General features: G+C 65.4%; 23 protein-coding genes. 5 read left to right on the top strand and 18 right to left on the bottom strand.

Translation table 11 applies throughout. The features are described 5' to 3' along the window. Positions 1–34: 34 nt before the first annotated feature. The 5 genes from gatA to DESTE_RS15135 form a co-directional block, all read right to left on the bottom strand. Positions 35–1,546 (bottom strand): Asp-tRNA(Asn)/Glu-tRNA(Gln) amidotransferase subunit GatA, encoded by a 1,512-nt coding sequence (gene gatA, locus DESTE_RS15155; RefSeq protein ID WP_035068470.1) that lies wholly within the window; start codon positions 1,544–1,546, stop codon positions 35–37. A gap of 449 nt (positions 1,547–1,995) precedes the next feature. Next, positions 1,996–2,283 (bottom strand): Asp-tRNA(Asn)/Glu-tRNA(Gln) amidotransferase subunit GatC, encoded by a 288-nt coding sequence (gatC, locus tag DESTE_RS15150; RefSeq protein ID WP_035068468.1) that lies wholly within the window; start codon positions 2,281–2,283, stop codon positions 1,996–1,998. 24 nt (positions 2,284–2,307) lie between these two features. Next, positions 2,308–4,320, bottom strand: coding sequence for a type 1 periplasmic-binding domain-containing protein (locus DESTE_RS15145; protein WP_245590869.1), 2,013 nt, complete (start codon positions 4,318–4,320; stop codon positions 2,308–2,310). A gap of 402 nt (positions 4,321–4,722) precedes the next feature. Further along, positions 4,723–6,639 (bottom strand): molecular chaperone DnaK, encoded by a 1,917-nt coding sequence (gene dnaK, locus DESTE_RS15140; protein WP_035068466.1) that lies wholly within the window; start codon positions 6,637–6,639, stop codon positions 4,723–4,725. 442 nt (positions 6,640–7,081) lie between these two features. Further along, entirely contained in the window at positions 7,082–7,429 is a 348-nt protein-coding gene (locus DESTE_RS15135; protein ID WP_035068465.1) for a DVU0772 family protein, read from the bottom strand. A gap of 581 nt (positions 7,430–8,010) precedes the next feature. Here DESTE_RS15135 and DESTE_RS15130 point away from each other — a divergent pair. Beyond that, complete coding sequence (locus tag DESTE_RS15130; protein ID WP_035068462.1) at positions 8,011–8,247, top strand: hypothetical protein; 237 nt, start codon at positions 8,011–8,013, stop codon at positions 8,245–8,247. 582 nt (positions 8,248–8,829) lie between these two features. Here the strand turns inward: DESTE_RS15130 and DESTE_RS15125 are convergent. The 13 genes from DESTE_RS15125 to DESTE_RS15065 all read right to left on the bottom strand — a co-directional run bounded on the left by DESTE_RS15125 (position 8,830) and on the right by DESTE_RS15065 (position 21,412). Beyond that, entirely contained in the window at positions 8,830–9,234 is a 405-nt protein-coding gene (locus DESTE_RS15125) for a F0F1 ATP synthase subunit epsilon (protein WP_035068458.1), read from the bottom strand. 10 nt (positions 9,235–9,244) lie between these two features. Beyond that, the gene (atpD, locus tag DESTE_RS15120) at positions 9,245–10,660 is read right to left on the bottom strand and encodes a F0F1 ATP synthase subunit beta (protein WP_035068456.1); all 1,416 of its coding nucleotides are present in this window, start codon (positions 10,658–10,660) and stop codon (positions 9,245–9,247) included. A gap of 17 nt (positions 10,661–10,677) precedes the next feature. Then, positions 10,678–11,559: a F0F1 ATP synthase subunit gamma gene (locus tag DESTE_RS15115; protein ID WP_035068454.1), complete on the bottom strand. Its 882-nt coding sequence runs from the start codon at positions 11,557–11,559 to the stop codon at positions 10,678–10,680. A gap of 14 nt (positions 11,560–11,573) precedes the next feature. Further along, positions 11,574–13,082, bottom strand: a complete 1,509-nt coding sequence (gene atpA / locus DESTE_RS15110) for a F0F1 ATP synthase subunit alpha (protein WP_007527059.1) — start codon at positions 13,080–13,082, stop codon at positions 11,574–11,576. Positions 13,083–13,086: 4 nt separating this feature from the next. Then, entirely contained in the window at positions 13,087–13,638 is a 552-nt protein-coding gene (gene atpH / locus DESTE_RS15105) for an ATP synthase F1 subunit delta (RefSeq protein WP_035068451.1), read from the bottom strand. Next, positions 13,635–14,204, bottom strand: a complete 570-nt coding sequence (locus DESTE_RS15100) for a F0F1 ATP synthase subunit B (protein WP_035068449.1) — start codon at positions 14,202–14,204, stop codon at positions 13,635–13,637. The genes atpH and DESTE_RS15100 overlap by 4 nt, the downstream gene beginning before the upstream one ends. A 39-nt stretch (positions 14,205–14,243) precedes the next feature. Beyond that, the gene (locus DESTE_RS15095) at positions 14,244–14,660 is read right to left on the bottom strand and encodes a F0F1 ATP synthase subunit B (protein WP_015946448.1); all 417 of its coding nucleotides are present in this window, start codon (positions 14,658–14,660) and stop codon (positions 14,244–14,246) included. A gap of 186 nt (positions 14,661–14,846) precedes the next feature. After that, the gene (locus DESTE_RS15090; protein WP_035068447.1) at positions 14,847–15,188 is read right to left on the bottom strand and encodes a bactofilin family protein; all 342 of its coding nucleotides are present in this window, start codon (positions 15,186–15,188) and stop codon (positions 14,847–14,849) included. Between the two features lie 59 nt (positions 15,189–15,247). Next, positions 15,248–16,363, bottom strand: coding sequence for a rod shape-determining protein RodA (rodA, locus tag DESTE_RS15085; RefSeq protein ID WP_035068446.1), 1,116 nt, complete (start codon positions 16,361–16,363; stop codon positions 15,248–15,250). After that, on the bottom strand, positions 16,360–18,618 hold the full coding sequence (mrdA, locus tag DESTE_RS15080; RefSeq protein WP_035068443.1) for a penicillin-binding protein 2: 2,259 nt from the start codon (positions 18,616–18,618) through the stop codon (positions 16,360–16,362). Before mrdA ends, rodA begins: the two co-directional genes overlap by 4 nt. Next, positions 18,602–19,072: a DEAD/DEAH box helicase family protein gene (locus tag DESTE_RS15075; RefSeq protein WP_035068440.1), complete on the bottom strand. Its 471-nt coding sequence runs from the start codon at positions 19,070–19,072 to the stop codon at positions 18,602–18,604. The genes mrdA and DESTE_RS15075 overlap by 17 nt, the downstream gene beginning before the upstream one ends. A 197-nt stretch (positions 19,073–19,269) precedes the next feature. Next, a complete protein-coding gene (mreC, locus tag DESTE_RS15070; protein ID WP_051384500.1) occupies positions 19,270–20,286 on the bottom strand; it encodes a rod shape-determining protein MreC in 1,017 nt (338 codons plus the stop codon). Positions 20,287–20,371: 85 nt separating this feature from the next. Further along, positions 20,372–21,412 (bottom strand): rod shape-determining protein, encoded by a 1,041-nt coding sequence (locus DESTE_RS15065; RefSeq protein ID WP_007527040.1) that lies wholly within the window; start codon positions 21,410–21,412, stop codon positions 20,372–20,374. A gap of 81 nt (positions 21,413–21,493) precedes the next feature. Between DESTE_RS15065 and mnmL the strand changes: the two genes are divergently transcribed. The 4 genes from mnmL to DESTE_RS15045 all read left to right on the top strand — a co-directional run bounded on the left by mnmL (position 21,494) and on the right by DESTE_RS15045 (position 24,258). Next, positions 21,494–22,630, top strand: coding sequence for a tRNA modification radical SAM protein MnmL/YtqA (mnmL, locus tag DESTE_RS15060; protein ID WP_051384499.1), 1,137 nt, complete (start codon positions 21,494–21,496; stop codon positions 22,628–22,630). A gap of 268 nt (positions 22,631–22,898) precedes the next feature. Beyond that, positions 22,899–23,546, top strand: coding sequence for a methylated-DNA--[protein]-cysteine S-methyltransferase (locus DESTE_RS15055; RefSeq protein ID WP_035068437.1), 648 nt, complete (start codon positions 22,899–22,901; stop codon positions 23,544–23,546). Positions 23,547–23,554: 8 nt separating this feature from the next. Continuing rightward, complete coding sequence (locus DESTE_RS15050) at positions 23,555–23,881, top strand: hypothetical protein (protein WP_035068435.1); 327 nt, start codon at positions 23,555–23,557, stop codon at positions 23,879–23,881. A 74-nt stretch (positions 23,882–23,955) separates the two neighbouring features. Further along, positions 23,956–24,258 (top strand): hypothetical protein, encoded by a 303-nt coding sequence (locus DESTE_RS15045; protein WP_035068431.1) that lies wholly within the window; start codon positions 23,956–23,958, stop codon positions 24,256–24,258. Positions 24,259–24,272: the final 14 nt, after the last annotated feature.

Below are 24,272 nucleotides of genomic sequence, written 5' to 3'. Positions count from 1 at the left end.
TGCCGTGGTACGGGGTGAAGTCATCCGGATGCGCTTACGCGCCTGCCCCGGCGGCTGCCGAAGCTGCGGGCGCGACGGGCGCCACCCCCGGCACGCCCAGCGCGCCGGACAGCACGTTGGCCGTCGCCAGCAGGTCGCCCTCGCCAAAGGCCCGCCCCAGCATCTGCAGGCCCGCGGGCATGCCGGTACGGCTGCCCATGCCCACGGGAATGCACAGGCCCGGCAGGCCCGCCAGGTTCAGCGACAGGGTGAACACGTCCATCATGTACATCTTCAGCGGGTCGCTGGTCAGTTCGCCAAGGCCCCACGCCGTCACCGGGGATGCCGGGCCGCACAGCACGTCGCACTGGGTCAGGGCCTTCTCGTAATCCTCGCGGATCAGGCGGCGGACCTGGGCGGCCTTGCGGTAGTAGGCATCGTAGTAGCCGGACGACAGCACGTAGGTGCCCAGCATGATACGCCGCTGCACCTCGTCGCCAAATCCCTCGGCCCGGGACCGCACGTACAGGTCGGCCAGGTCGCGCGGGCTTTCCGCCCGGCGGCCGTAGCGCACCCCGTCGAAGCGGGCCAGGTTGGAACTGGCCTCTGCCGGGGCGATGATATAGTACGCCGCGATGCTGTAAGGGGTGTGCGGCAGTTCCACGTCCACGATGCTGGCGCCGAGGCCCCTGGCCGTATCCAGCGCGGCCTCGCAGGCTGCGGACACCTCGGGGTCGATGCCCTCGCCCCGGAATTCGCGCGGCACGCCGATGCGTACCCCGGACAGGTCCTTGCGGGCGGCCAGCGCGCCCATGTAGTCGTCAACGGGCAGGGTGGCGCTGGTGGCGTCGCGCGGGTCGTGCCCGGCGATGACCGACAGCAGCAGGGCCGCGTCCTCAACAGTGCGGGTCAGCGGGCCGATCTGGTCCAGCGACGAACCGTAGGCCACCAGCCCGAAGCGCGACACGCGCCCGTAGGTCGGCTTCAGCCCCACGCAGCCGCACAGGGATGCGGGCTGGCGGATGGAGCCGCCCGTATCGGTGCCGAGCGACCCGAAGCACTGCCCGGCGGTAACGCTGGCGGCGGAACCGCCGCTGGAGCCGCCCGGCACACGCGCCACGTTCCACGGGTTGCGGGTGGGGGCGAAGGCGGAATTTTCGGTGGACGAACCCATGGCGAATTCGTCCATGTTGGTCTTGCCCAGGATCACCGCACCCGCCTCACGCAACTTGCCAACGGCAAAAGCGTCGTAGTGCGGGGTGAAGTCGCCGAGGATGCGCGAGCCGCAGGTGGTGCGGGTGCCCGCCGTGGTCAGGGCGTCCTTGACCGTCAGCGGCACGCCCCACAGGGGCTTTGCCGGATCCGGCCCGGCCGCGTCCAGCGCGCGGGCTTCGTCCAGCGCAGCCTCTGCCCGGTTGGTGAGCAGCGCGGCAATGGCGGGCTCGGTGGCCGTGATGCGGTCAAGACACGCGGCGGTGACCTGCTCCGCCGTCAGTTCGCGCCGGACCAGCCGGTCGCGCACTTCGGCCAGCGACAGGGAAACGATTGCGGTGGACGTATCGGACATCTCACTATCCTTGGCTGTGCATGCCGCCGCCTGCGCGGGGGCTTGTCTGTGAACTTTCCGAAAAATATCTGCACGAGAGGGGGGCAAGGAATCGGGGCGCCGCCCCGAACCCCGCCGGGGGAACATGTTCCCCCGGGCCCCCTGCATTGCCTGCCACCGGGCCTGACAGACATCGGCAACCGAGCCTCGCGCCTTCGCGCGTCAGGTACGTTGCCGCTCGGTCTTCCTGCCTTTACCCGTCGCGCCAGCACGACCAACACAACGAATTTCCGGCTCAGGAGAGGAGGCACCCTTTTCTTCCCGTTGCGCGCCTCCGCGTGTCAGGTGCGGGAAGTCCGTGTCGTGGCAAGGAAGGCGAGTGTTCCGGGGCGCAGGAATACTCTTCCCGTATTTCAAGCCCCGGAAAGGAAGCCTGACGCCGCCACGGCGCGGAATCCCCGCACCGGAAATCACACGATCCGGGGTACGATGAAGAATTCCTGGTCGGCCTCCGGCGCATTCCGCAGCACATCCTCGCGCGTGCAGCGCGGGGCGGCCTCGTCGGGGCGCAGGGCCGTGGCATGCTGCACGGGGCTGTACAGCGGCTCGACGCCGGTGGTGTCGAGTCCGTTCAGCATCTCCATGTAGCCCAGGATGTCGCCGAACTGCCGGGCGAAAGTTTCCAGCTGCGCCTCGTCCGGGGCCAGCCGGGCCAGCCGCGCGATGGCGGCCACCTGATCGGTGCTGATGGTGGTCATGATCGATCCTGTATGGCGTACGGATTATTGCGGGGTTGCGGTGGCTGCGGCCTTGGCCCGGGCCTCGTGGCGTTCGCGGGTGCGTTCCAGCTTCTGGCTGAACTCCGTGGGCTCCACGGGCTTGAAGCCGTCGGACGCGGGCGTGAACAGGAACATGTCCTGCGAGGCATGGCCGTCGGCGCTCCAGTGCAGGGCGCCCATGGCCCACTGCATGCGCTGGGCGTCGGCCAGGCGGCGGTTGACCTCGGCCGGGGTCCAGCCCTTTTCCGGCAGGCCCAGGTTGGCGGCAAAACGCACGAAGTCATAGCCAAGGCCCACCCAGAAATCGGGGGCGTCGGGGTTGCCTGCCTCGCGCAGGCTGCGCGCCAGGGCATCCCCGGCGGGCGAGGACTGCGCACCGTTCCACGCGCCGGGAAACACGGCCAGCCCGAAGTTGCGCACGTCCACGCTCTTCTGCCCGGCCAGCCCCTGTTCCCACAGGGCGGTGCCCAGCAGCACCTGCCGGTCTTCACCGTGAAAGAACAGGTTGGGCACCAGCATTTCGGTGTTCTTCCAGCTGTCGGGCAGGAAGGTGGCTTCAAAGGTGGCCCCCGGCACCGGGTAGTTGTTGACGCTGCGCACCTTCACGAAGCTGCCCGCGACGCGGTTCCATTCCTGATGCCTGTTCACCGGGTAGGACATGGTGGAGGCCACGCTGCCGCCACGCGCGCGGGCCCGCTCGGCAAAGAGCGAAGCCATCTTGCCGCCGAAGGGGTCGTCGGGGTGCAGCACGCCGTAGCTGGTCACGCCAAGGGTGTCCTGGGTGAAGCCCAGCAGCGCGTTGACCTGGTCGTCGGGACTGGTGAAGAAGCGCCACGCCACGCGGCCTTCTTCGCCGCCATCAAGCTGCGGCAGAAAGGTGAAGAAGGCGCGCTGGCCGGTCAGGCCGCGTTCCTTGGCGGCACCGAAGCTGTTGGTGCGCAGCGGCCCGCCCACCACCACGCACTGGGGCGGAAGGGCGGCCAGCCTGTCCAGCCAGTCGGGTGATTCGGTGTTCAGCACCACCACCTCGACCTCCACACCGGTGCGCGAAAGTTCCCACTGGGCGGCGCCCGCCCCGCGCGAGATCTTCCACCCGATGTTGCCGAAGGCGCCGGTCATGGGCAGGGCCAGAGCCACGGTGCGCGAGGCGCGCATGCCGCTCTGCTCCAACGGCGTCAGCACGGTGCCGAGCAGGTTGGGGTCGTTGAAATTGCCGCTGCGCTGCAGGCGGGCAAGGGTTTCCAGCGCGCGCAGCGAACCGGCGTTGGCGGCGGCCATGCGCCGGGCCGACTCCAGTTCGATGATGTTGTAGGGGTAGCGGCCTTCGTTTTCCGGGGTCACGGTGGCGGCAAGCTGCTCCATCGTGGCGTTGTCGGAACGCTTCAGTTCGTCGAACAGGCGATTTTCCATCGCGGCGCGGAAGGACTGGCTTCCGGCGGCCCCGGCCTGCGTGCCCGCCTGCGCCCACAGGTTGGACAGGGTCTGGAGCGAACCGGAAATGTCGCCCCCTTCCCACTGCCGGGTGGCCACGATAAGCCCGGCCTGCGCGCGCAGCCCCCACGGGCGGGCGGCGTCGCCGAACACCGTCGTGGCGCGCTGGCGGCTTTCGGTCTTGGAAATGCGCGACACGGCACGGTACCAGGTGTCCTGCCAGTCCTGCCCGGCGTCCGCCGCCGGGTCCAGCCTGCGCCACCCGTCCAGGCCGTCCAGGGCCAGATTGGGGTGGGCATTGGCCTCGGCGGCAATGCTGTAGCCGCGCCACGCGCCCAGGCGTTCCTCGGGCGTGATGTCGGTGCGCGCGGTCATCATGCCGAAGATGCGTTCCGCCGTGGCCGCGTCGCCGCGTTTCAGGGCCTCGTGGCCTTCGTCCAGCGCCGAGCGCCGCACCGGCTGCACCTGCGGGGTGACCGGTTCCTGCGGGATGATGATGGACCGCTTGCCGCCGCACCCGGCGGCGGAAAGCATCATGAGCGCGAGCAGGGCAAGGACCGTGGCGCGCGAAAGAACGTGCTGCATCGTGGGTACCGTGGTGTGCACACTGGCGTGCGCCATGGGGGTGGACCGTTGCTTGCCGCATGAGCCCGCCTGGGCTGCCACGCGGCCTGGCTTGCTGCCTGATCTGCGACCTGACCTGCGACCTGACCTGCGACCTGGCCTGCGATTTGGCCTGCGGTCCGCCACGCGAAAAACGCGCCGAAGACGGAAACCGGCGCAGGGGCGCAACCCGGGGCCGCGAAACGGGGGACTGCACCGGCAGGCCCCGCGGCCAATCGCGTCAGGCTATACATTGTGGCCCCGGAATGCAAGCAGGGCGCGCCCTGCGTCCCGACCGACATCCCGTGGGACATGGCCGGGCGCGGACGCGCCCCGGAGCATTCCACCCCTCTACCCGCGCGGGCGCGGGCCAAGGGCGGCTGGTTACTTCTTCACTTCGGTGTAGTCGGCGTCCACCACGTCGTCGTCGCCCTTGGCCGAGCCGCCTGCCTGACCGGCATCGGTCCCCGCTTCGGGACCGGCGCCGGGCTGGCCCTGCTGGCTCTGCTGGTACAGCTGTTCGGCCAGTTTGTGCGAAGCGCGCGACAGTTCTTCCGACGCGGCCTTGATGGCCGCAAGGTCGCTGCCGTCCATGACCTTTTTCAGGGCGTCGATCTTGCCTTCGATGTCGGACTTGGTGGCGGCGTCCAGTTTGTCGCCAAGGTCGGCGATGGACTTTTCGGTGCCGTAGATCAGGCCGTCGGCCTGGTTGCGGGCCTCGATCAGTTCCTGCTTCTTCTTGTCCTCGTCGGCGTGCGATTCCGCTTCCTTGATCAGGCGCTGGATTTCGGTTTCCGACAGGCCGGAAGAGGCGGTGATGCGGATGGACTGTTCCTTGCCGGTGCCGAGATCCTTGGCCGACACGTTGACGATGCCGTTGGCGTCGATGTCGAAGGTGACCTCGACCTGCGGAGTGCCGCGCATGGCCGGGGGAATGCCGGTCAGTTCGAAGCGGCCCAGGGTCATGTTGTCGCCGGCCATGGGGCGTTCGCCCTGCAGCACGTGGATGGACACCGAGGGCTGGTTGTCCGCCGCCGTGGTGAAGGTCTGGCTCTTGCGGGTGGGGATGGTGGTGTTGCGGTCGATGAGCCGGGTGAACACGCCGCCCAGGGTTTCGATGCCCAGCGAAAGCGGGGTCACGTCCAGCAGCAGCACGTCCTTCACGTCGCCCGCCAGGATGCCGCCCTGGATGGCGGCGCCCATGGCCACCACTTCGTCGGGATTCACCGAGCGGTTGGGCTCCTTGCCGAAGAACTCGCCCACCTTCTTCTGCACCAGGGGCATGCGGGTCATGCCGCCCACCAGCACCACTTCGTCGATCTGCGCGGCGGAAAGACCGGCGTCGGCCAGGGCCTTGCGACACGGCTCGATGGTGCGGTCCACCAGGTCTTCCACCAGCTTTTCGAGCTTGGCGCGCGAAAGCTTCATCATCAGGTGCTTGGGACCGTTCTGGTCGGCGGTGATGAAGGGCAGGTTGATTTCCGTTTCCATGGAGGTGGAAAGGTCCTTCTTGGCCTTTTCCGCCGCTTCCTTCAGGCGCTGCAACGCCATGCGGTCCTTGGAGAGGTCGACGCCGTTCTCGCGGCGGAACTCTTCCACAAGGTAGTTGATGATCCGCTGGTCGAAGTCTTCGCCGCCCAGGAAGGTGTCGCCGTTGGTGGCGCGCACTTCCACGACGTTGTCGCCCACTTCAAGGATGGAAATGTCGAACGTGCCGCCGCCAAGGTCGAACACCGCGATCTTCTCGTTGGCCTTCTTGTCGAAGCCGTAGGCCAGCGAGGCGGCGGTGGGTTCGTTGATGATGCGCTTGACCTCAAGGCCCGCGATGCGGCCCGCGTCCTTGGTGGCCTGGCGCTGGGCGTCGTTGAAGTAGGCGGGCACGGTGATGACCGCGTCGGTCACGGTTTCGCCAAGGTAGGCTTCCGCGTCGGCCTTCAGCTTGCCGAGGATCATGGCCGAAACTTCGGCGGCGGAGTACTGGCGACCCTGCACCTCAACGGCGGCGTCGCCGTTGGCGCCCGCCACGATGCGGTAGGGGCTGTGGGTCTTCCAGTTGTTCACTTCGGGGGCGTCGCCCTTGCGGCCCATCAGGCGCTTGACGGCGAACACCGTGCGCTCGGGGTTGGTGACGGCCTGGCGCTTGGCGATGTCGCCGACAAGGCGCTCCTTGTCGGTAAAGGCCACGATGGAGGGCGTGGTGCGCCCGCCTTCGGGGTTGGTGATGCACTTGGGATCCTTGCCCTCCATCACGTAGACGCAGGAGTTGGTGGTCCCGAGGTCGATGCCGATGATCTTGCCCATTGTCTTCCTCCTCAAAGGGTACGCGAGCACGTCGCGAAGTGATCTTGCGCTGGCCGCCGTCCCGGTGCGAGCCGTTCCGGCATTGGCTGGTGTGAATAGTAAGGCGGGGTTGCCGGTCGTAAAGAGGGGAAGGCCAATTTTTCGTGCAAGGAAATGCACCGAAGGGGTAAAATGCGGGGCTGCGGGCCAGCGAATGGTGACTGGCTCTACGCGGCACGTGTCCGGAAAACGCCATCAGATAGCCGCCTGCGTGCGCACCGGACGCCCCAAAAACACCGACGGCCCCGACACAGTGCCGGGGCCGAACGGGGATCCTTGTCATCGCAAAGGAAGGAGGGAGGGAAATGCCGAATGTCAGGCCAAGCCAGTTCAGATCAAGGGCGGTTCGGGAAATTCTGCCAGGCCGCCTGCGGCCAACCGCCGGAACCGCGCAGGCTGATTTCTAGGCCAGTCCCATCTCGTGCCGCAGCCACCCCTTGATTTCCGGGGTGGGCTCGTAGATGCCGCGCAGGTCTCCGAACTCGGCCAGGAAAAGAGTGGCCAGCCGCTCGGGCAGCGGCGCGCTGTAGATGTCTTCCGCCGCCTCGGAGTTGCGGCGCACCAGGCGCACCACCGGGCGCGGCCCCCAGGTGTCCACCACGAAGTAGGTGGAATAGTCGTCCTTGGAGCGCACCGGGGGGTATTCCGCATGCCAGTCGTTGTTGCCCCACTCAAGGTACATGGTCACGGCGTGCTCGGGGCTGAGATTCCAGTCGATATCCATGTGGCCGAAGGTCTTCAGGTCTTGCATGGGGCACTCCTGCCGTAAGGTTGCGCATGCCGGGCGGCCTGCAAAGCGCCCGTTGCGAAAATATCTCTCTGGCGGCGGGATGCCGCCCGGGCCTGAAATTTCTGACTGGCGAACAGCATGTCGCCCATGGCTCGAAGCATCGTATGTTGGGCTTCCTCATTCCGCCGGGTGATCCGGTCACCTGAGCGGGCCGGGCTGCCACTCCCGGCCCGCAGGTGAACCGTCGCCAATGTGAAGGAGAGAGTGTGGCTGAGGAAGCACCACTCGACTACACAGTAACAATTACCATTAGCGAGTCAACGCTTTTTTCAGAAAAACATCGCTCGGCAACAATGCCGTTTCGCAGGTGGCCGCCTGTGCCTTCCGAGCCCAAAGCGCATGTCCTGTACGAACGCCGGTTATCGCCAACTTGACGCTTGGTGCCTGGTGTGTCTTTATGGTGACGGTGGGAAGGCCCTGGGCCTGTCCGGCCCTTGCCCCACCAACGGACATGGTTCCGCCTGTTGCCGCCCGCCCTGCTGCCAGTCGGTGCGCGGTCTGGCGACGGGCCCTTTTCGCAACACCGCGACCTGGGAGGATACATGAAACCGGAAGAATTCGCCCACAAGTTCATGCAAGCCGCCACCGCCATGGGCTGCACCCTGAGCCCTTCTGGCAACGTCGTCTGCCCCGGCGGCAAGAACATTTCGGCCGGAAAGGCCGCCGCCGCGTACAAGCGCCATGGCGACGGCGTAGCCAAGGTTCCCTCGGCGGAATTCCGCAACGAGCCGCACAGCCTGAAGCTGTTCCGCTCCATTGCCGCCAAGGCCCTGGGGTAATCCCGGCCCGTCTGGCTCAGCCCGGGCCTTTCCGCCAGCCTCACGCAGCCGGGCACGCCGACGAGGCACGTGCGGCAGAAACTCTGACAACGCGTACTGCCTGCATGCCGGGCCGGTTTTCCGGCCCGGCTTTCGTTTTGCCGCCAGCCAACGCAAACGGCTCGGAGGTCGTCCAGACTGCTGACAAACCCAAATTCTTGCGGGGGAGGGACCCTTTTGGGGCAGCCGTAGGCGAGTCCGCGAGCCGTACGGATGGCGTCCGCAAAGCGTGAAAAGGGTCTCCTCCCCCGCCCCCCCGCGTTGCTGTCTTTATCCGTAATGCTCGAAGACTCGCATAACGGCTAAAGCTCCCCCCAAAACTTTCATTTGTGTTTCCTGGGCATTATGAAATCACAAAACAGGGGGTTCCAAGGGGCGGCAGCCGCGTTGCGATCGCCATCCGTAAGGCTCGCAAGCTCGCCTGACGGCTGCCGTCCTTGGCCGCCGGGGGCGTACAAAAACAGGCTTTGCCAACAACCTGAACGGCCCGGAGGTTTCCCTCCGGGCCGTCGCATGTCGTCGTTGACCGGGCGTGCAGTGTGGCTAGGCCGCGCTGCGCACCCTCAGGCGCGCCAGGGCGCGTTGCAGGGCGGCCTGGGCCCGTGCGCTGTCGAGCTTTTCCTTGGCCTGGGCCAGGCGCTGCTCGGCACGTTCCTTGGCCTTGCGGGCGCGTTCGAGGTCGATGTCCTCTGCGCGTTCCGCCGATTCGGCCAGCACGGTCACCTTGTTGTCCGAAACCTCGGCAAAGCCGCCGGACACGAAGATCCAGTGCGTCTTGCCGCCAGCCTTGTAGTACAGGCTGCCGATGTTCAGCGCGGAAAGGAAGGGAATGTGGTTCGGCAGGATGCCGAATTCGCCCTCGTAGCCGGGCGCGCCCACATAGTCGACCTTCTCGCTGAGCACGAGCCTGTCAGGCGTGACGATTTCGAGATGGAGCGACTTTTCCATGGGTCACTCCTTATTGCTGCTCCTGGCGCTTCTTGTACTTTTCAAGGGCCATCTCGATGCCGCCCACCATGTAGAAGTCGCCTTCCGCCATGTGGTCGAAATCACCGTTCAGGATGCCCCGGAACGCCTTGATGGTGTCTTCCAGCTTCACATACACGCCGGGCGTGCCGGTGAAGGTTTCGGCCACGTGGAACGGCTGCGAGAGGAAGCGCTGGATGCGGCGCGCGCGGGCGACGGTCATCTTGTCTTCGTCCGACAGTTCGTCCATGCCGAGAATGGCGATGATGTCCTGCAGGTCCTTGTACTTCTGCAGCACCTGCTGGACCGCGCGGGCCACCGAGTAGTGCTCGGCGCCGACCACGTTGGGGTCGAGGATGCGCGACGTGGAGTCGAGCGGGTCCACCGCGGGGTAGATGCCAAGTTCCGCGATCTGACGCGAAAGCACCAGCGTACCGTCAAGGTGCGAGAAGGTGGTGGCAGGCGCGGGGTCGGTAAGGTCATCCGCGGGCACGTACACGGCCTGGACCGAGGTGATCGAGCCCTTGACCGTGGAGGTGATGCGTTCCTGCAGGCCACCAAGGTCGGTGCCCAGGGTGGGCTGGTAACCCACCGCCGAAGGCATGCGGCCGAGCAGTGCCGACACTTCCGAACCCGCCTGGGTGAAGCGGAAGATGTTGTCGACGAACAGCAGCACGTCCTGGTTCTCGACGTCACGGAAGTATTCCGCGCAGGCGAGGGCGGTCAGGGCCACGCGGGCGCGGGCTCCTGGCGGTTCGTTCATCTGGCCGTAGATAAGCGCGGCCTTCTCCAGAACGCCCGCGTCCTTCATTTCGTGGTACAAGTCGTTCCCTTCACGGGTACGCTCGCCAACACCCGCGAACACGGAGATGCCGCCGTGCTGCTTCGCGATGTTGTTGATCATTTCCATGAGGATAACGGTCTTGCCCACGCCCGCGCCGCCGAACAGGCCCATCTTGCCGCCCTTGGGGAACGGGATGAGCAGGTCGACGACCTTGATGCCGGTTTCGAGCAGTTCAACCGTGGTGTTCTGCTCGGTGAACTCCGGAGCAGCACGGTGGATGGGCAGGTATTTGTCGGTATCGATGGGGCCCATTTCGTCAACGGGACGGCCCACCACGTTCATGATGCGGCCAAGCGACGCCTTGCCGACAGGCACCGAGATGGGCTTGCCGGTGTCCACCGCTTCCATGCCGCGCACGAGACCTTCGGTCGCGTCCATGGCGATGGTGCGGACGACGTTGTCGCCGAGGTGCTGGGCAACTTCGCAGACCAGCTCGGGCGCGTCGACGTTGTTGGGGTTCTTGATGTCCAACGCGCTCAAGATGTTCGGCAGGTTGCCGCTCGGGAACTCGACGTCCACGACGGCGCCGATGACCTGAACGATCTTGCCAATGTTAGCACTCATGTGTGTACGCTCCCTTATTAGCCTTTCAGCGCCTCGGCGCCACCGACGATGTCCATGAGGTCGCGCGTGATCGAAGCCTGCCGCGTCTTGTTGTAGAGCAGCGTCAGGGAACCGATCATGTCGTCGCAGCTGCGCGTGGCGTTATCCATGGCGGCCATGCGCGCCGCGTGCTCGCTGGCGGAGGTGTCGAGCAGGCCGCGATACAGCTGCACCTTGATGAAGCGGGGCAGCAGTTCGGCCAGCAGGCCCTCCACGGCGGGTTCGTAGATGTACTCCTTGTTGGAGGCGGGGGCAGCCGGGGCGGCCTCCTCTTCCTTGGGAGCGATGGGCAGGATGGGCAGCGCAACGGGCAGCTGCTTGGCCATGCTCACGAACTCGCCGTAGACCATGATCACTTCGTCCAGTTCACGCGTCAGGTAGGCATTGATGACGTCCAGCCCGATCCGGTTGGCGAGCTGGAAGTCGAAGCTGCCCATCTGGTCGGCAAGCGCCATGGCGACCTCGTGGTCGGTCTTGCGGGCCGCATCGCGACCTTTCTTGCCCACGCAGTAGAACTTGACCTTCTTGCCTTCCGCGGCCTTTCTGGCGGCCAGCTTCAGGGCGGTGGAGATGAGGTTGGAGTTGAAGCTGCCGCACAGCCCGCGGTCGGAGGTGGCGAGGACGATCCCACACGTCTTGATTTCCTCGCGCACTTCCAGAAGCGGGTGGACGGAGATGTCCGCCTTGCTCGCCAGGTCTCCCAGCATGTCATAGAACTTGGACGCGTAAGGGCGGAACCGTTCTATGCGCTGCTGGGCACCGCGCAGCTTCGCCGAGGCCACCATGTTCATGGCCTTGGTGATCTGCTTGGTCTTCTTGACCCCGGCGATCTTGACCTTGACGTCTTTCAAAGAAGGCATCGGTTACCTCCCGCCTAGGCTTGGAAGCCCTTTTTGAACTCGGCAACAGCTGCCTTCAGGCGGTCTTCGATGTCCGCGTCGAGAGCCTTCTTGGTCTTGATGTCGTTCAGGATGTCGGCCTTCGAGTTCTTGATGAAGTCGAGCATTTCGGCTTCGAACTTGCGAATGGACAGCACGGGCACGTCGTCCATCAGACCGCGGGTGGCGGCGTACATGGAGGCGACCTGCTGTTCCACCGGCATGGGCTGGTACTGGGGCTGCTTCAGCAGTTCCACCAGGCGCGCGCCGCGGTCGAGCTTCTGCTTGGTGGCCTTGTCGAGGTCGGAACCGAACTGCGCGAAGGCAGCCAGTTCGCGGTACTGGGCAAGGTCCAGACGCATGGTGCCGGCAACCTGCTTCATCGCCTTGATCTGCGCGGCGCCGCCCACTCGGGACACCGACAGACCGACGTTGATGGCGGGGCGGATGCCCGCGTTGAACAGGTTGGGTTCCAGGTACACCTGACCGTCGGTGATGGAGATGACGTTGGTCGGGATGTACGCGGACACGTCGCCGGCCTGGGTTTCGATGATCGGCAGGGCGGTCAGCGAACCGGCGCCCAGCGAATCGTTGACCTTCGCGGCGCGTTCCAGCAGGCGCGAGTGCAGGTAGAACACGTCGCCGGGGTAAGCTTCACGCCCCGGAGGACGGCGGAGCAGCAGCGACATCTGGCGGTAGGCCACGGCCTGCTTGGAAAGGTCATCGTAGATGATCAGGGCGTGCTTGCCGTTGTTGCGGTAGTGCTCGGCCATGGTGCAGCCGGAGTACGCCGAGATGAACTGCAGCGGCGCGGGTTCCGACGCGGTGGCGGAGATGATGGTGGTGTATTCCATCGCGCCGTACTTGCGCAGGGTGTCGGCCACCAGGGCAACCGTCGCCTTCTTCTGGCCGATGGCCACGTAGAAGCAGTGGATGTCGGTGTCCTTCTGCGCCAGGATGGCGTCGATGCAGACGGCGGTCTTGCCGGTCTGACGGTCGCCGATGACCAGTTCGCGCTGACCGCGGCCGATGGGCGTCATGGCGTCGATGGCCTTGATGCCGGTAGGCATGGGCTCATGCACCGACTTACGGGCGATGATGCCGGGCGCCTTCAGTTCCACCGGGCGGAAGTCCTTGGCGTCCAACGGCCCAAGACCGTCGATGGGCTGGCCAAGGGGGTTGAGCACGCGGCCCATGACCGCGTCGCCCACCGGCACCGAGAAGATCTTGCCGGTACGCTTGACCGGGTCGCCTTCCTTCAGGCCCGTGTCGTCACCCAGAAGAGCAACACCCACGTTGTCCTCTTCAAGGTTCAGCACCATGCCCATGAGACCGCCGGGGAACTCGAGCAGTTCCATGGCCATGGCATTACGGACGCCGTAGACGCGCGCAATACCGTCACCGACGTAGAGCACGGTGCCGGTTTCGCTCATCTCGACCCGCTGCTCATAGCTTTGGATCTGCTCTTCGATGATCTTGCTGATTTCTTCGGCTTTGATCTGCATAGCCCTACTCACCCCTCTTGATGTTGTCTTTGAGGATACCTAACTGCGCGCGCAGACTGGCATCCAGCACCCGGTCGCCGACCTTCAGCACGACGCCGCCAAGGATGTCCTTGTTCACGCTGAAGGTGAGTTCCAGCTTGCGTCCGGCCTGCTGTTCAAGAGCTGCCTTGACCTGTGCGCGCTTTGCTTCCGCAAGTTCAACGGCCGTCATCAGCTCGCCGCGGATGACGCCCTTTTCGGCGTCGAGGAGAACGCCGTAGAAGGCCTGTATGTCGGAAAGGCAGTCGAGCCGCCCCTTGTCCGCCAGCAGCAGACAGAAGTTGCGGACGGTGGCGCTGACGCCATACTTCTCGACCAGTTTGAGGATGACGTTCCGCTTCTCATCGGCGGTGATGATGGGATTGCGGAAGATGCGGCCAAGTTCTGGCGCCTTGTCGAGAGCCCCGGCGAGCGCGGCAAGGTCGCTGCCGAGCTTCTCGAGCTCACCGACGCCCGATTTCGCGCCCAGCGCAAAAAGCGCACGGGCGTATCTGCGAGCTACGATGTTGCCGGTCAATTGAGCACCACCTTCGTTAAGTATTTGTCGATGAGCTTCTCGTGCTCCTCACCAGTGAGCTTTTCCTGAAGCATCTTTTCGGCGGCGGCAATGATCTGGTCGGCCATCTCGGCGCGCATGGTCTCCATGGCCTGCTTGATCTCGTTCTCGGCCGTGCGCGCGGCCTGCTCGGTGATCTGGGAGGCGGTCTTTTCCGCCTTCTCGATGATGGCGGCCTGCATGGCTTCGCCCTGGGCGCGGTATTCGGCAAGAATGGACTGCCGCTCCTGCTCAAGGCTCGCGATGCGGCGCTCGACATCGGCCAGGTTCTTCGCGGCCTCGGCCTTGCGGCTTTCCAGGTCGTTCAGTTCCTGTTCGATGCCCTTCCTGCGACCGGAGAAGAAGCCCACAATCTTCTTGCCCGCGGCCCAGTAGATGATGCCGATGAAGATGACGAAGTTGGCGACACGGAAGGCAAAGTTGCCCCAGTCGGCATGATGCTCGCCCCCGCCTTCGGAGGCCAGCGCCACGCCGGCGGTGACAAGCACCAGTCCGAGCGCCGCTGCACTGTGTTTCAGCCCTTTCAACGCCGATCCCTCCTTGCTGTTGCGCACTGACGTGAAGTCTTAGCCCAGCACCTTGGCGGTAGCCTTGGCGGCCAGCGCGTCGACCTGCCCCTTCAGGGTGTCCATGGCGGTCTTCACCTGCGCGGCCACCTCCTGGCGGGACTTTTCGAGGTAGTCCTGGGCCTGCCTGCCGGCATCGGCCAGAATCACCTGCTCCCGGGCCACGCCCTCGGCGCGGGCCTTGTCGCGCTCGGCCGTGGCTTCGGCGCGGGCCTTGACAAGGGTGGCCTCGTAATTCTTCAGCTTGGTGTCGGCCTGACCGGCGAACTGCTCCGATTCGCCGAGAAGACCGGACATCTTGTCACGTCGTTGCCTGATGATATCCCGCACCGGCCGGATGAGGATGGCATTCAGGACAACCAGCGTCACAAGGAAGTTCACCAACTGGAAGAAGAAGGTGATGTTCAGATCGATCATGCCTGCTCCCTTGGTGAGGTTGTGAATTTAAGCTCAAAGTCGGGTAGGATTTAGCTGATTACCACGGGGGTGTCAAAGTCTTTTTTCCTTTCCAAACAGTCTTCTGGAAGCCAACATGCCGTCATTGTGATACAAATGAAAAAGCCGCCCGAAGGCGGCCGGAAAAGGCATGTGAACGGAGGGGGTTTATTCCGTCTTTTCCGCGGGCTGCATGGTGATGCGCCCTTCGATGACGGCGCCCTCTTCCATGACCAGCACGGGGGTGGAAAGATTGCCGTTCAGATTGCCGGTGCGGTGCAGGATCACCTTGCGCTGGGCCACCACCTCACCGGTGACGCGGCCCGACAGGATCAGCTGTCCCACGCGCACCTGCCCTTCCACGTTGGCGTCCTTGCCCACGATGAGCGTGCCCTCGGAATGCACCTCGCCCACGAAGTTGCCGTCAATGCGCACCGCGCCCTGAAAACTCAGCTGGCCCTGATATACGGTGCCCGCGCCGAGGAAGGCGTTTATCTCGTCCCTTGCCATGTGTGTCGCCTCCTTTGTGAGCGAAAGTGCAACGCTGTCGCGCTTCGTAGTTTCAGCAATCACGAGGTCTTGAACATGAATCGCCGCATGGAGACATTGAGCACCAGCCCAATCAGGCAGAAATTGACCAGGGTTGCGCTGCCCCCGTAGCTGATGAACGGCAGGGGCACCCCCACCACCGGCATCAGCCCCATGACCATGCCCATGTTGATCAGTATCTGCCAGAAGAAATAGAAGAACACCCCCACCGTCAGGTAGCTGCCAAAGCGGTCCTTGGCGTCGCGCGCGGTGTTGAAGATGCTGAGCAGGAACAGGCAGAACAGCACCACCAGCAGCACGCACCCGATGAAGCCCCATTCCTCGCCGAACACGGCCAGGGCGAAGTCGGTGTGCTTTTCCGGCAGAAAGCGCAGCTGGCTTTGCGTACCCCCCAGAAAGCCCTTGCCCCACAGCTGGCCTGAACCGATGGCGATCTGCGACTGGATGATGTGGTACCCCGCCCCCAGCGGATCGTTGCCGGGATCGAGAAAGGTCATGATGCGCTGCTTCTGGTAGTCGTGCAGGCGAAGCCAGGCCAGCGGCAGCATGGAAGGCACCACCACCAGGCAGGTCTTCAGCACCCCGGCCTTCACCCCGTGGAACAGGGTGATGCCGCCCAGCAGCATCAGCAGCAGCAGCGTGGTGCCAAGGTCCGGCTGCATGACGATGAACCCGGCGGGCAGGCCGCCCAGCGCCAGCACCTCGAACAACCCCTTCCAGCCCAGCGGCTCGCGGCTGCGCGACAGAAAGCGCGCCCCCATGATCAGGATGGCGATCTTGGCCACCTCGCTGGGTTGCAGGTTCATGAACCCCAGCGGCAGCCAGCGCCGCGCGCCGTACACCACCTTGCCGAACACGGGGATGGCGGCCAGCAGGATCATGGTGATGATGAACAGCGGCAGGGCCAGGCTTTTCATGTGCCGGTAGTCGAACAGCATGAAGAAGACCATGCCGCCAAGCCCCATCATCCCCCACAGCAGCTGCTTCTGGTAGAACGTGGACACCACGATGCCGTCTTCCATGCGCACGCCGCTGGCCGAGTAGAGGTTGGCCACCCCGGTCAGGAACAGCAGCGCGGTGAAGCCCACCAGCCCCCAGTTCATGTGGGTGATCAATCGTCGGTCGATGGGGCTCATTGTCCGTCCTCCGGGGCCACGTTCTGGAAGCGCCGCAGCGGCGGCACCACGCCGTCGTCGCTGCCCCGCCCGTCCGGCGTGGCGGCGTCGGGATCGAAGATGTCGGGATCGTAGCGGCGCTGCCCTTCGCGGGCGTCCTCGACTTCGGAGGGCGTCGCGCGGTCACGTCCGGCAGGGCGTGCCGAACGCACCGTGGGCACGATGCGCAGCCCTTCTTCCTGCCGGTCCTGCTGGTCCTGCCGGTCCTGCTGATCGGGCTGGTCCTGCTGATCGGGCTGGGCCTTTTGGCCCGGCTGCCTGGGCGCACCCGCCGCCTGATCCGGACGGGAGGGCGGCGTGGCCGGGGCCGCGGGGGCGGGCTGCAACTGCCGCGCCGGAGCGGCCACATCCGAAGTGGCCGGGCTCGCGGGACTGGCGGGAACAACCTGCCCGGCAGGCGCTTGCTGCGCCGCACCCGACGATGCGCCCGGCGGCGGGCCGAAAAACTTGTCGTACACCCGGCGCGCCACGGGACCGGCGTCGGAACCGCCATGGCCGCCGTGTTCCAGCATGACCACAACCACCAGCCGCTTGCCCGCCTTTTCACCCCAGGTGGCTATCCAGGCGTGGTCGCGGTGCTCGTAGGCCAGGTTTTCGGTGCGCACACGCACGTCGCCCACCATCTTCAGCTTGGTGACCTGCGCGGTGCCGGTCTTGCCGCCCATGACGGCATCGGGACGGCGCAGCACCTTGGCGGTGCCCCGGTCGTCATTGACGGTCATGCGCATGCCGTCGAGAATCATCTTGCGGCCTGCGGCGGTGAACGGCAGCGAGGCCCGCACCATCGGGTCCTCGCCTGCCAGCAGGCTGGGCTTCAGCAGCTTGCCCCCGTTCATCAGGGCGGACACGAAGGCCGCCACCTGCACCGGCGTGACCAGGGTGAAACCCTGGCCGATGGAGACGTTCAGCGTTTCGCCCCGGTGCCACGGCTCGCCGAAGCGGCGGCGCTTCCATGCCCTGGAGGGCACCAGGCCCGACTTTTCGTGCGGCAGGTCGATGCCCGTGGGCGCGCCGAAGCCGCAGGCCTTGGCAAAGGCCTCGATCTTGTCGATGCCGAAGCGGTCGCTCATCTGGTAGTAGTACACGTCGCACGATTCGATGAGCGAACGCATCATGTCCACGCGGCCGTGGCCGCCCTTCTTCCAGCAGCGGAACACCTGCTTGCCCAGGGCCACCTCGCCCGTGCACCACACCGAGTCCGTGGGGTTCACGCCCTCGTTCAGCAGCATGCCCGCCATCATCAGCTTCCACACCGAGCCGGGCGGATACACGCTCTGGATGACGCGGTTCTGCAGGGGGTGGCGGGGGTTGTCGCGCAGGGCCGTCCATTCCTTCATCGAAAGACCGGCGGCAAAGGCGTTGTTGTCGAACGAAGGCTTGGTGACCAGCGCCAGCAGCTTGCCGGTGTCCGGGTCCATGGCCACCACGCAGCCGGTTTCGTCCTCCAGCGCGTCCCAGGCCACCTGCTGCAACTCAAGGTCGATGGCGAGATCGATGTTCTCGCCGCTCACCGGCTCCTGCACCAGCTTCTTGTTCAACTGGCGGCCCAGCACGTCCACTTCCAGCTGGTGCAGGCCCTTCTGGCCGCGCAGACGGCGCTCCAGCACCAGTTCCAGCCCCTGCTTGCCCACGAAGTCGCCAAGGTTCAGATCCTTGTCGTCTTCCAGTTCCTTTTCGTTGGCCTCGGCCACGTACCCCAGGATGTGGGCCATCAGCTCGCCCTGCGGGTAGTTGCGCTTGGAGCGGGTGACGATCTCAAGGCCCGGCCATTGCAGCACGCGGTTCTCGATGCGCGCCAGCAGGTCGAAGGACATGTCGGAAATGAGCAGCAGATGCTCGAAGGGCTTCACCCGCTGGCGGTCCTGATTGAACTTGGCGGTGAGCTGATCGAGGGGAATGCCCGTCCACTCGCTGACCTGGGCCAGGGTGGAGGGAATGTCGCGGCAGTCTTCGCGCACCAGGGCCAGGCCGAAGGCGGGCCGGTTTTCGGCCAGCAGACGCCCGTCACGGTCGCGCAGCAGCCCGCGCGAGGCGTAGATGCGTTCCTGACGCAGCCGGTTCTCGCGGGCCAGCCGCGCGAATTCCTCGCCCCGGTGGATCTGCAGATACCAGAAGCGCACCACGAACAGGAAAAACAGCCCAGCCACGATGCACTGGAGCAGTATCAGGCCCGCACGGGGCGGCTGGAAGCCTTCCGGCTCAAACTGGATGCGCATCGCCCATGCATCTCCGGCGCACGAAATGGGTCAGCCACCAGGCCGGGGGAATGACGCAGGCCTGCCACACGCTTTCCATGAACAGCCTGTCCTGCGGAATGTCCAGTTGCTGCAACGAGGCCATCATCAGCGTGTACAGGAAATGGCACGCGCCAAGTCCCAGGCTGAGCAGCACCACGAAGGCCATGTTTTCCGCCTCGAACAGCCAGCGCCCCACGTTGAAGAAGACCACCAGCGTGCCGTACCACAGGGCCGTGGAGCCGAAGGCCAGCGTGCCCGCCCCTTCCTGCACCAGCAACAGCACCACCAGCAGCCAGAAGGTCTGGTAGTGACGGCGTTCCTGCAGCGACACCAGCAGCCCGGCCACCAGCACGTCAATGCCGGGCAGCCCCTGCTGGAGCCACACGCCCGCAAAGATGAAGCAGGCCCACCAGGCAAGATTGCTGAAATTCATGAATGTTCCGGCATTACTGGGTGGTTGTGCCCCAACCTGCTCGGGTTGGACCGGGTTGGAGTGGATTGGACTGGGTTGGACTGGGTTGGACGGGGTCGGCCCGGATCGGCCTGGGTCGGCCCGGATCAGGATGTCGCGTGCGAACGGGGACATCCGCGCGGGGGCCAACCCATGCGCGCGGATCGGTCGAATACTGCCTATTGCCGGGGGGACTGCCCAGGCTGCTGTGCAGGCGGCTGCCCGGACTGTTGCCCGGATTGTTGCCCAGACGGCTGTGCGGTCGGCTGTGCGGACGGCTGCGGACGTGGCGCTCGTGCCCCCTGCTGACCGGACTGGACAGGCTGGGCAGGCAACACGGGCTGCACGCGCTGGCCGCCGTGCCCCGAGGTGGCATTGCCCTGCCCGGGGCCGTGGCCGGCGCCCGGCCCCCCCCCCTGCGTGGCATTGACCGCGGGCAGGGGCGGGGTGTGCGCGCCGGGCTGCACGGGGGGCCGTTCCAGCAGCAGCACCTCTTCCAGGGCCTCCAGGTCGGCCAGGGGGCTGGCGTAGACGGTCTGGAACAGCGAAAGATCGGACTGGGACACGCTTTCCACGCGGGCCACCAGCACCGCCTTGGGAAAGGCTCCCTCAAGGCCAGAGGTCAACACCAGTTCACCCACCTCGATGCGGGCGTTCTGGGGCACGTATTTCATTTCCAGCAGGCCGCGCGGGCCGGTGCCCACCAAGATGCCCGCCGTGCGGTTGGTGGCGCTGAGCACGGCGATGCGGCTGCCCGGATCGGTCAGCAGCAACACGGTGGCGGTGTACGGCCCTGCGCGGTACACGCGGCCCACCACGCCTTCGTGGGTGACCACGGGCGTGCCCGGCCCCGCGCCGGAATAGTAGCCCCGGCTGATGATGGCCGATTCCAGCGCGGCCTGGGGGCCAAGCCTGTTGGCCACCACGCGCGCGCCAAGGGGCCGCCAGCCTTCGGGGGGTTCCAGTTCCAGCAACGCGCGCAGGCGGGCCAGTTCGGCCCGCGCTTCGGAGGCAACCTGCACCTGTTGCGAAAGAGTGCGCACCTGCTCGCGCAGCGCCTCGTTTTCTTCGCGCACCCCGACCAGGTCGAGGTAATTGTTCCACGACGAAACGACCTGGTCCCTCGCCCACACGCCCGGCTTCAGGATGGCGCCCACGAATTCCAGACCGGCGTGTTCCGCCAGCCTGTCGAGCACGCCGGTTCTCTGGTTCCAGGTATACAGGCCAAGGTACAGGAACAGCGCCAGTACCAGAAGCAGGATGATGCGCTTGAGCGAGGCGTTAATCTATGCACACCTCCTTCAGGATGTGCAGATTGTCCAGCGCCTTGCCGGTGCCGATGACCACGGTGGAGAGCGGATCGTCCACCACGGTGATGGGCAGCGAGGTTTCTTCGCGCAGCAGCTGGTCGAGCCCCTTCAGAAGGCCGCCGCCGCCCGTGAGCACGATGCCCCGGTCCACGATGTCGGCCGCCAGTTCCGGCGGGGTCTGCTCCAGCGCGATGCGTACCGCCTGGACAATGCTTTCGACCTGCTCGGAAATGGCCTTGCGCACCTCTTCGGAGGTGATGATGATATTCTGCGGAATGCCGGTGACGAGGTCGCGGCCCTTCACCTCGAGCTGCTGCTCGGGGTCCATGGGGTAGGCGGAGGCGATCTTGATCTTGATCTCTTCCGCCGACGATTCGCCGATGAGCATGTTGTACTTGCGCTTGACGTGGGTCATGATCGCCTCGTCCATCTTGTCGCCGCCCACGCGCACCGAGCGCGAATAGACGATGCCCGACAGCGAGATGACGGCCACTTCGGTGGTGCCGCCGCCGATGTCCACGACCATGTTCGAGGTGGGTTCCTGAATGGGCAGGTTGGCGCCGATGGCCGCGGCCATGGGTTCCTCGATCAGGTACACTTCGCGCGCGCCCGCGCTCTGGGCAGATTCCTTCACCGCGCGCTTTTCCACCTGGGTGATCCCGGTGGGCACGCAGATCATGATGCGCGGACGCACCAGGCGGCGGGAATTGTGCACCTTGGAGATGAAGTGGCGCAGCATGGCCTCGGTAATCTCGAAGTCGGCGATGACGCCGTCCTTCATGGGCCGGATGGCCTGGATGTTTCCGGGGGTGCGGCCCAGCATGCGCTTGGCGTCGTGGCCCACGGCCAGCACCACGTTGTTGCCGCGCGTGTCCTTTTTCACCGCAACCACCGAAGGTTCGCGCAGCACGATGCCCTGGCCCTTGACGTAGACGCAGGTATTGGCCGTACCCAGGTCAATGGCCAGGTCGTTGGAAAACATTCCAAGGACGAAATCCAGTATCTTTGCCATGTTATCTTACTTGCCTCTCTGAGGGGGAATGCGTATCAACGTTTGAAACAGGGCATTCTTCCAAAAGGACAGCCATTGTCAATGGAAAACACCACGACCCGGCTGCACCTGCTGGCGACGTATTTGCGGTTGCGCTTCGGCGCGCGCGTCCAGAAGGTGCCGCTCGACGCCGGCTTCTCCTGCCCCAACCGCGACGGAACGCTGTCGCGCGGGGGCTGCGTGTTCTGCAACCCGCGCGGATCCGGTTCCGGGCTTGGCGAAGATGGGCTGACGCTGGAAGAACAGTGGACGGTCTGGACGGGACGTTACGCCCGCACGCGCAACGCCGGTCTGTTCATAGCCTATTTGCAATCGTTTTCCAACACATATGGGCCAATTGACAAATTACGCCATGTTCTCGGCGTGTTGCCAACACTGCCGGGCATCGTGGGGGCGGCAGTGGGGACTCGCCCTGATTGTGTGGACAATGAACGGCTGGACATGGTGGCGGCACTCCCCCTTCCGGAGGTCTGGCTGGAACTGGGGTTGCAGTCCGCCCACGACGCCACGCTGGCCCGCATCAACCGGGGGCACGACGCCGCCACGTCCGAACGAGCCGTGCAGGCTGCTGCCGCGCGAGGGCTGCGGGTATGCGCGCACCTTATTGCCGGGCTGCCCGGAGAGAGCGGCGACGATTTTCTGGCCACGGTGGACTGGGTGAACCGGCTGCCGGTGCACGGGGTGAAGTTTCACGGCCTGTACGTGTGCGAAGGCACCGCACTGGCCCGGCAATGGCGGGCCGGGGACTACTCCCCGCTGGCGCGCGAGGCGTACGCGGACCTCATTGCCCGCGCCCTGCCCCGGCTGCGTCCGGAAATCGTCATCCAGCGCCTGACCGGCGATCCGGCGGGGGATGAACTGCTGGCCCCGGACTGGGCCAACGACAAGCGCGCCACCACCGCGCGCATCCACGAACTGCTGGCCCAGCGGGATACGTGGCAGGGAAAGGACGTGGCGAAAGATGCCCCGAGCGGACCGGATGCGCAGACGGGCCAGACGGGACCGTCAGCCCTGCCCGCAAAGTCAGGCCCGCCTGCATGGTTCTCCGTGCCGCCCCATCGCCTGCCGGGGGCCGCGCCGCGCCTGTGCGATACGGCACACGCCCGCGCATGGGAAGCGGAGTACGCGGCGGCCTGCGCAGCATTCCCGCATCTGCGCCCCGTGACGGGCCGGGAGTGACTCCGCTCTCCCTGACGGCCTGAGCGCGTCTGGTTCGCGTCTGGTTCGCGCAGGGCGCACGGCGCACACCTGGCGCATCCGGTCACATCCGGCCACATCCGGCCACATCTGGCCGCGCCCGGCCCGCGCAACGGACCCCCCTTTTCCGCCGCCGGGCTTTCCGGCTATGGAAGCGGCAGGCCGTCGATCCTGCCCAGCCGGGCACGACCTGCACGCTGCAAATACAGGCAGCCCCGCGCACATCTGCTTTCCTACCCTCGGAGGCCGCATGCCCCAACGTCGTTCAGCCACTCCCCGCCGCGGCACCGCCGCGCTCGACATCCCCGACACCGCACTATTCGACGAGGTGCGCGAACGCCTGGTGGCCGGTCCGCTCTCGCTGATCCTGCACTGGCGCGCACACAACGGGGCGAAAAGGCTGCGCGAAATCACCATGAGTTGGGACGGTGCGGCGCTGGCTACCGCGCCCGCTGCACGCGACGGCTGGACCAATCCGCGCCCGGATGCCTGGCCCGGCCTGCCCGCAGGCCCGGTCACCGCACATGGCCGCGCCGTGCAGGCCGCACTGGCCGACTACGTGGCCGGAAAGCCAGTCCGTTGGCCCGACCTGCCCTTTCTGCTGGACGGGCTGACCCCGTTCACCCGCGACGTGCTGCTGGCCCTGCGCGACAAGGTACCGCACGGGCAGATCACCACCTACGGCGGACTGGCCGCACTGGCAGGCCGCCCCGGCGCGGCGCGCGGGGTGGGGCAGATCATGGCGCGCAACCCGTGGCCGCTGGTCATCCCCTGTCACCGGGTGCTGGGCGGTTCTGGCCGCAACATCCGGCTGCACGGCTTCGGCGCGTCCGGCCTGCCCATGAAACGCTGGTTGCTGCTGCTGGAAGGGGCCATCGACGACACCATGAAGGACTGACCCGGTCCATGCTGGACAAGACCACCCTTACCGCCGCGGTGTGCGAACGGCTGCCCCGGCTGGAAACGGGCCACTGCCTGGACCTGCGCACTTACAAGCGCAACCGCTCGGTGACCATCGTGCGCACCGGGCCGGACAGCTATGACGTGTTCGAGGCAGGCTTCCATGAGGAAACCTGGACCGGACTGACCGCCGATGCGGTGCGCCGCCTGCTGAAGACCCTGCTGAAACGGGAGTTCCCGCGCAGCCACAAGGTGCGGCTATACACCCTGCCCAGCCGCGAGGCCGCCAACGTGAACCGCATGGGGCACGGCGCGGGGAGGTTTGGGGCGTGAGGGACACTTGTTAAAATATTATGCAACCTATATCCTGCTGCGAGTTTAAAACCTCTACCCAAATGGAGACTCGCATGGCAAAGCTTAAACGCAAATTCACGTGGAACGAGGCAGAGATTACCACGAAGTACGAGTACAGCAACACCGTCGTTGATGGAGACGACCCCAAGGAAATCAAAATCGATTCCACATTGTTCAATGAGCAGGAGTGGTACGAAGTCAAACCGATGCTGAAAAAATGCCTTGCCGAACTAAAACCGGCAGCCACCAAAGCTATCTCCACAACCCACAGCATCGAAGATTGCTTCATGAACAGATCTAGCGACGTTAACACTCGCAAAAAGGTCTACGACTACATCATAAAAAAACTCGGCTAGGCAATCCATCTATT

The organism is Nitratidesulfovibrio termitidis HI1, assembly GCF_000504305.1.
Classification (GTDB): Bacteria; Desulfobacterota; Desulfovibrionia; order Desulfovibrionales; family Desulfovibrionaceae; genus Cupidesulfovibrio; species Cupidesulfovibrio termitidis.
The sequence above is the reverse complement of the archived record's forward strand: the minus strand, read 5'-3'. Positions and strand labels throughout refer to the sequence as shown.

Bases quoted from the DNA above. Each gene is read 5' to 3' on its own strand.
- mnmL (WP_051384499.1), top strand. From the start codon at position 21,494: ATGGAAAACACCACGACCCGGCTGCACCTGCTGGCGACGTATTTGCGG.
- DESTE_RS15090 (WP_035068447.1), bottom strand. From the start codon at position 15,188: ATGGCAAGGGACGAGATAAACGCCTTCCTCGGCGCGGGCACCGTATAT.
- DESTE_RS15115 (WP_035068454.1), bottom strand. From the start codon at position 11,559: ATGCCTTCTTTGAAAGACGTCAAGGTCAAGATCGCCGGGGTCAAGAAG.
- DESTE_RS15045 (WP_035068431.1), top strand. From the start codon at position 23,956: ATGGCAAAGCTTAAACGCAAATTCACGTGGAACGAGGCAGAGATTACC.
- gatA (WP_035068470.1), bottom strand. From the start codon at position 1,546: ATGTCCGATACGTCCACCGCAATCGTTTCCCTGTCGCTGGCCGAAGTG.
- atpD (WP_035068456.1), bottom strand. From the start codon at position 10,660: ATGAGTGCTAACATTGGCAAGATCGTTCAGGTCATCGGCGCCGTCGTG.
- DESTE_RS15075 (WP_035068440.1), bottom strand. From the start codon at position 19,072: ATGAATTTCAGCAATCTTGCCTGGTGGGCCTGCTTCATCTTTGCGGGC.
- DESTE_RS15125 (WP_035068458.1), bottom strand. From the start codon at position 9,234: ATGGAAAAGTCGCTCCATCTCGAAATCGTCACGCCTGACAGGCTCGTG.
- gatC (WP_035068468.1), bottom strand. From the start codon at position 2,283: ATGACCACCATCAGCACCGATCAGGTGGCCGCCATCGCGCGGCTGGCC.
- mrdA (WP_035068443.1), bottom strand. From the start codon at position 18,618: ATGCGCATCCAGTTTGAGCCGGAAGGCTTCCAGCCGCCCCGTGCGGGC.
- DESTE_RS15050 (WP_035068435.1), top strand. From the start codon at position 23,555: ATGCTGGACAAGACCACCCTTACCGCCGCGGTGTGCGAACGGCTGCCC.
- DESTE_RS15055 (WP_035068437.1), top strand. From the start codon at position 22,899: ATGCCCCAACGTCGTTCAGCCACTCCCCGCCGCGGCACCGCCGCGCTC.
- DESTE_RS15135 (WP_035068465.1), bottom strand. From the start codon at position 7,429: ATGCAAGACCTGAAGACCTTCGGCCACATGGATATCGACTGGAATCTC.
- atpA (WP_007527059.1), bottom strand. From the start codon at position 13,082: ATGCAGATCAAAGCCGAAGAAATCAGCAAGATCATCGAAGAGCAGATC.
- dnaK (WP_035068466.1), bottom strand. From the start codon at position 6,639: ATGGGCAAGATCATCGGCATCGACCTCGGGACCACCAACTCCTGCGTC.
- rodA (WP_035068446.1), bottom strand. From the start codon at position 16,363: ATGAGCCCCATCGACCGACGATTGATCACCCACATGAACTGGGGGCTG.
- DESTE_RS15130 (WP_035068462.1), top strand. From the start codon at position 8,011: ATGAAACCGGAAGAATTCGCCCACAAGTTCATGCAAGCCGCCACCGCC.
- DESTE_RS15065 (WP_007527040.1), bottom strand. From the start codon at position 21,412: ATGGCAAAGATACTGGATTTCGTCCTTGGAATGTTTTCCAACGACCTG.
- DESTE_RS15095 (WP_015946448.1), bottom strand. From the start codon at position 14,660: ATGATCGATCTGAACATCACCTTCTTCTTCCAGTTGGTGAACTTCCTT.
- DESTE_RS15145 (WP_245590869.1), bottom strand. From the start codon at position 4,320: ATGCAGCACGTTCTTTCGCGCGCCACGGTCCTTGCCCTGCTCGCGCTC.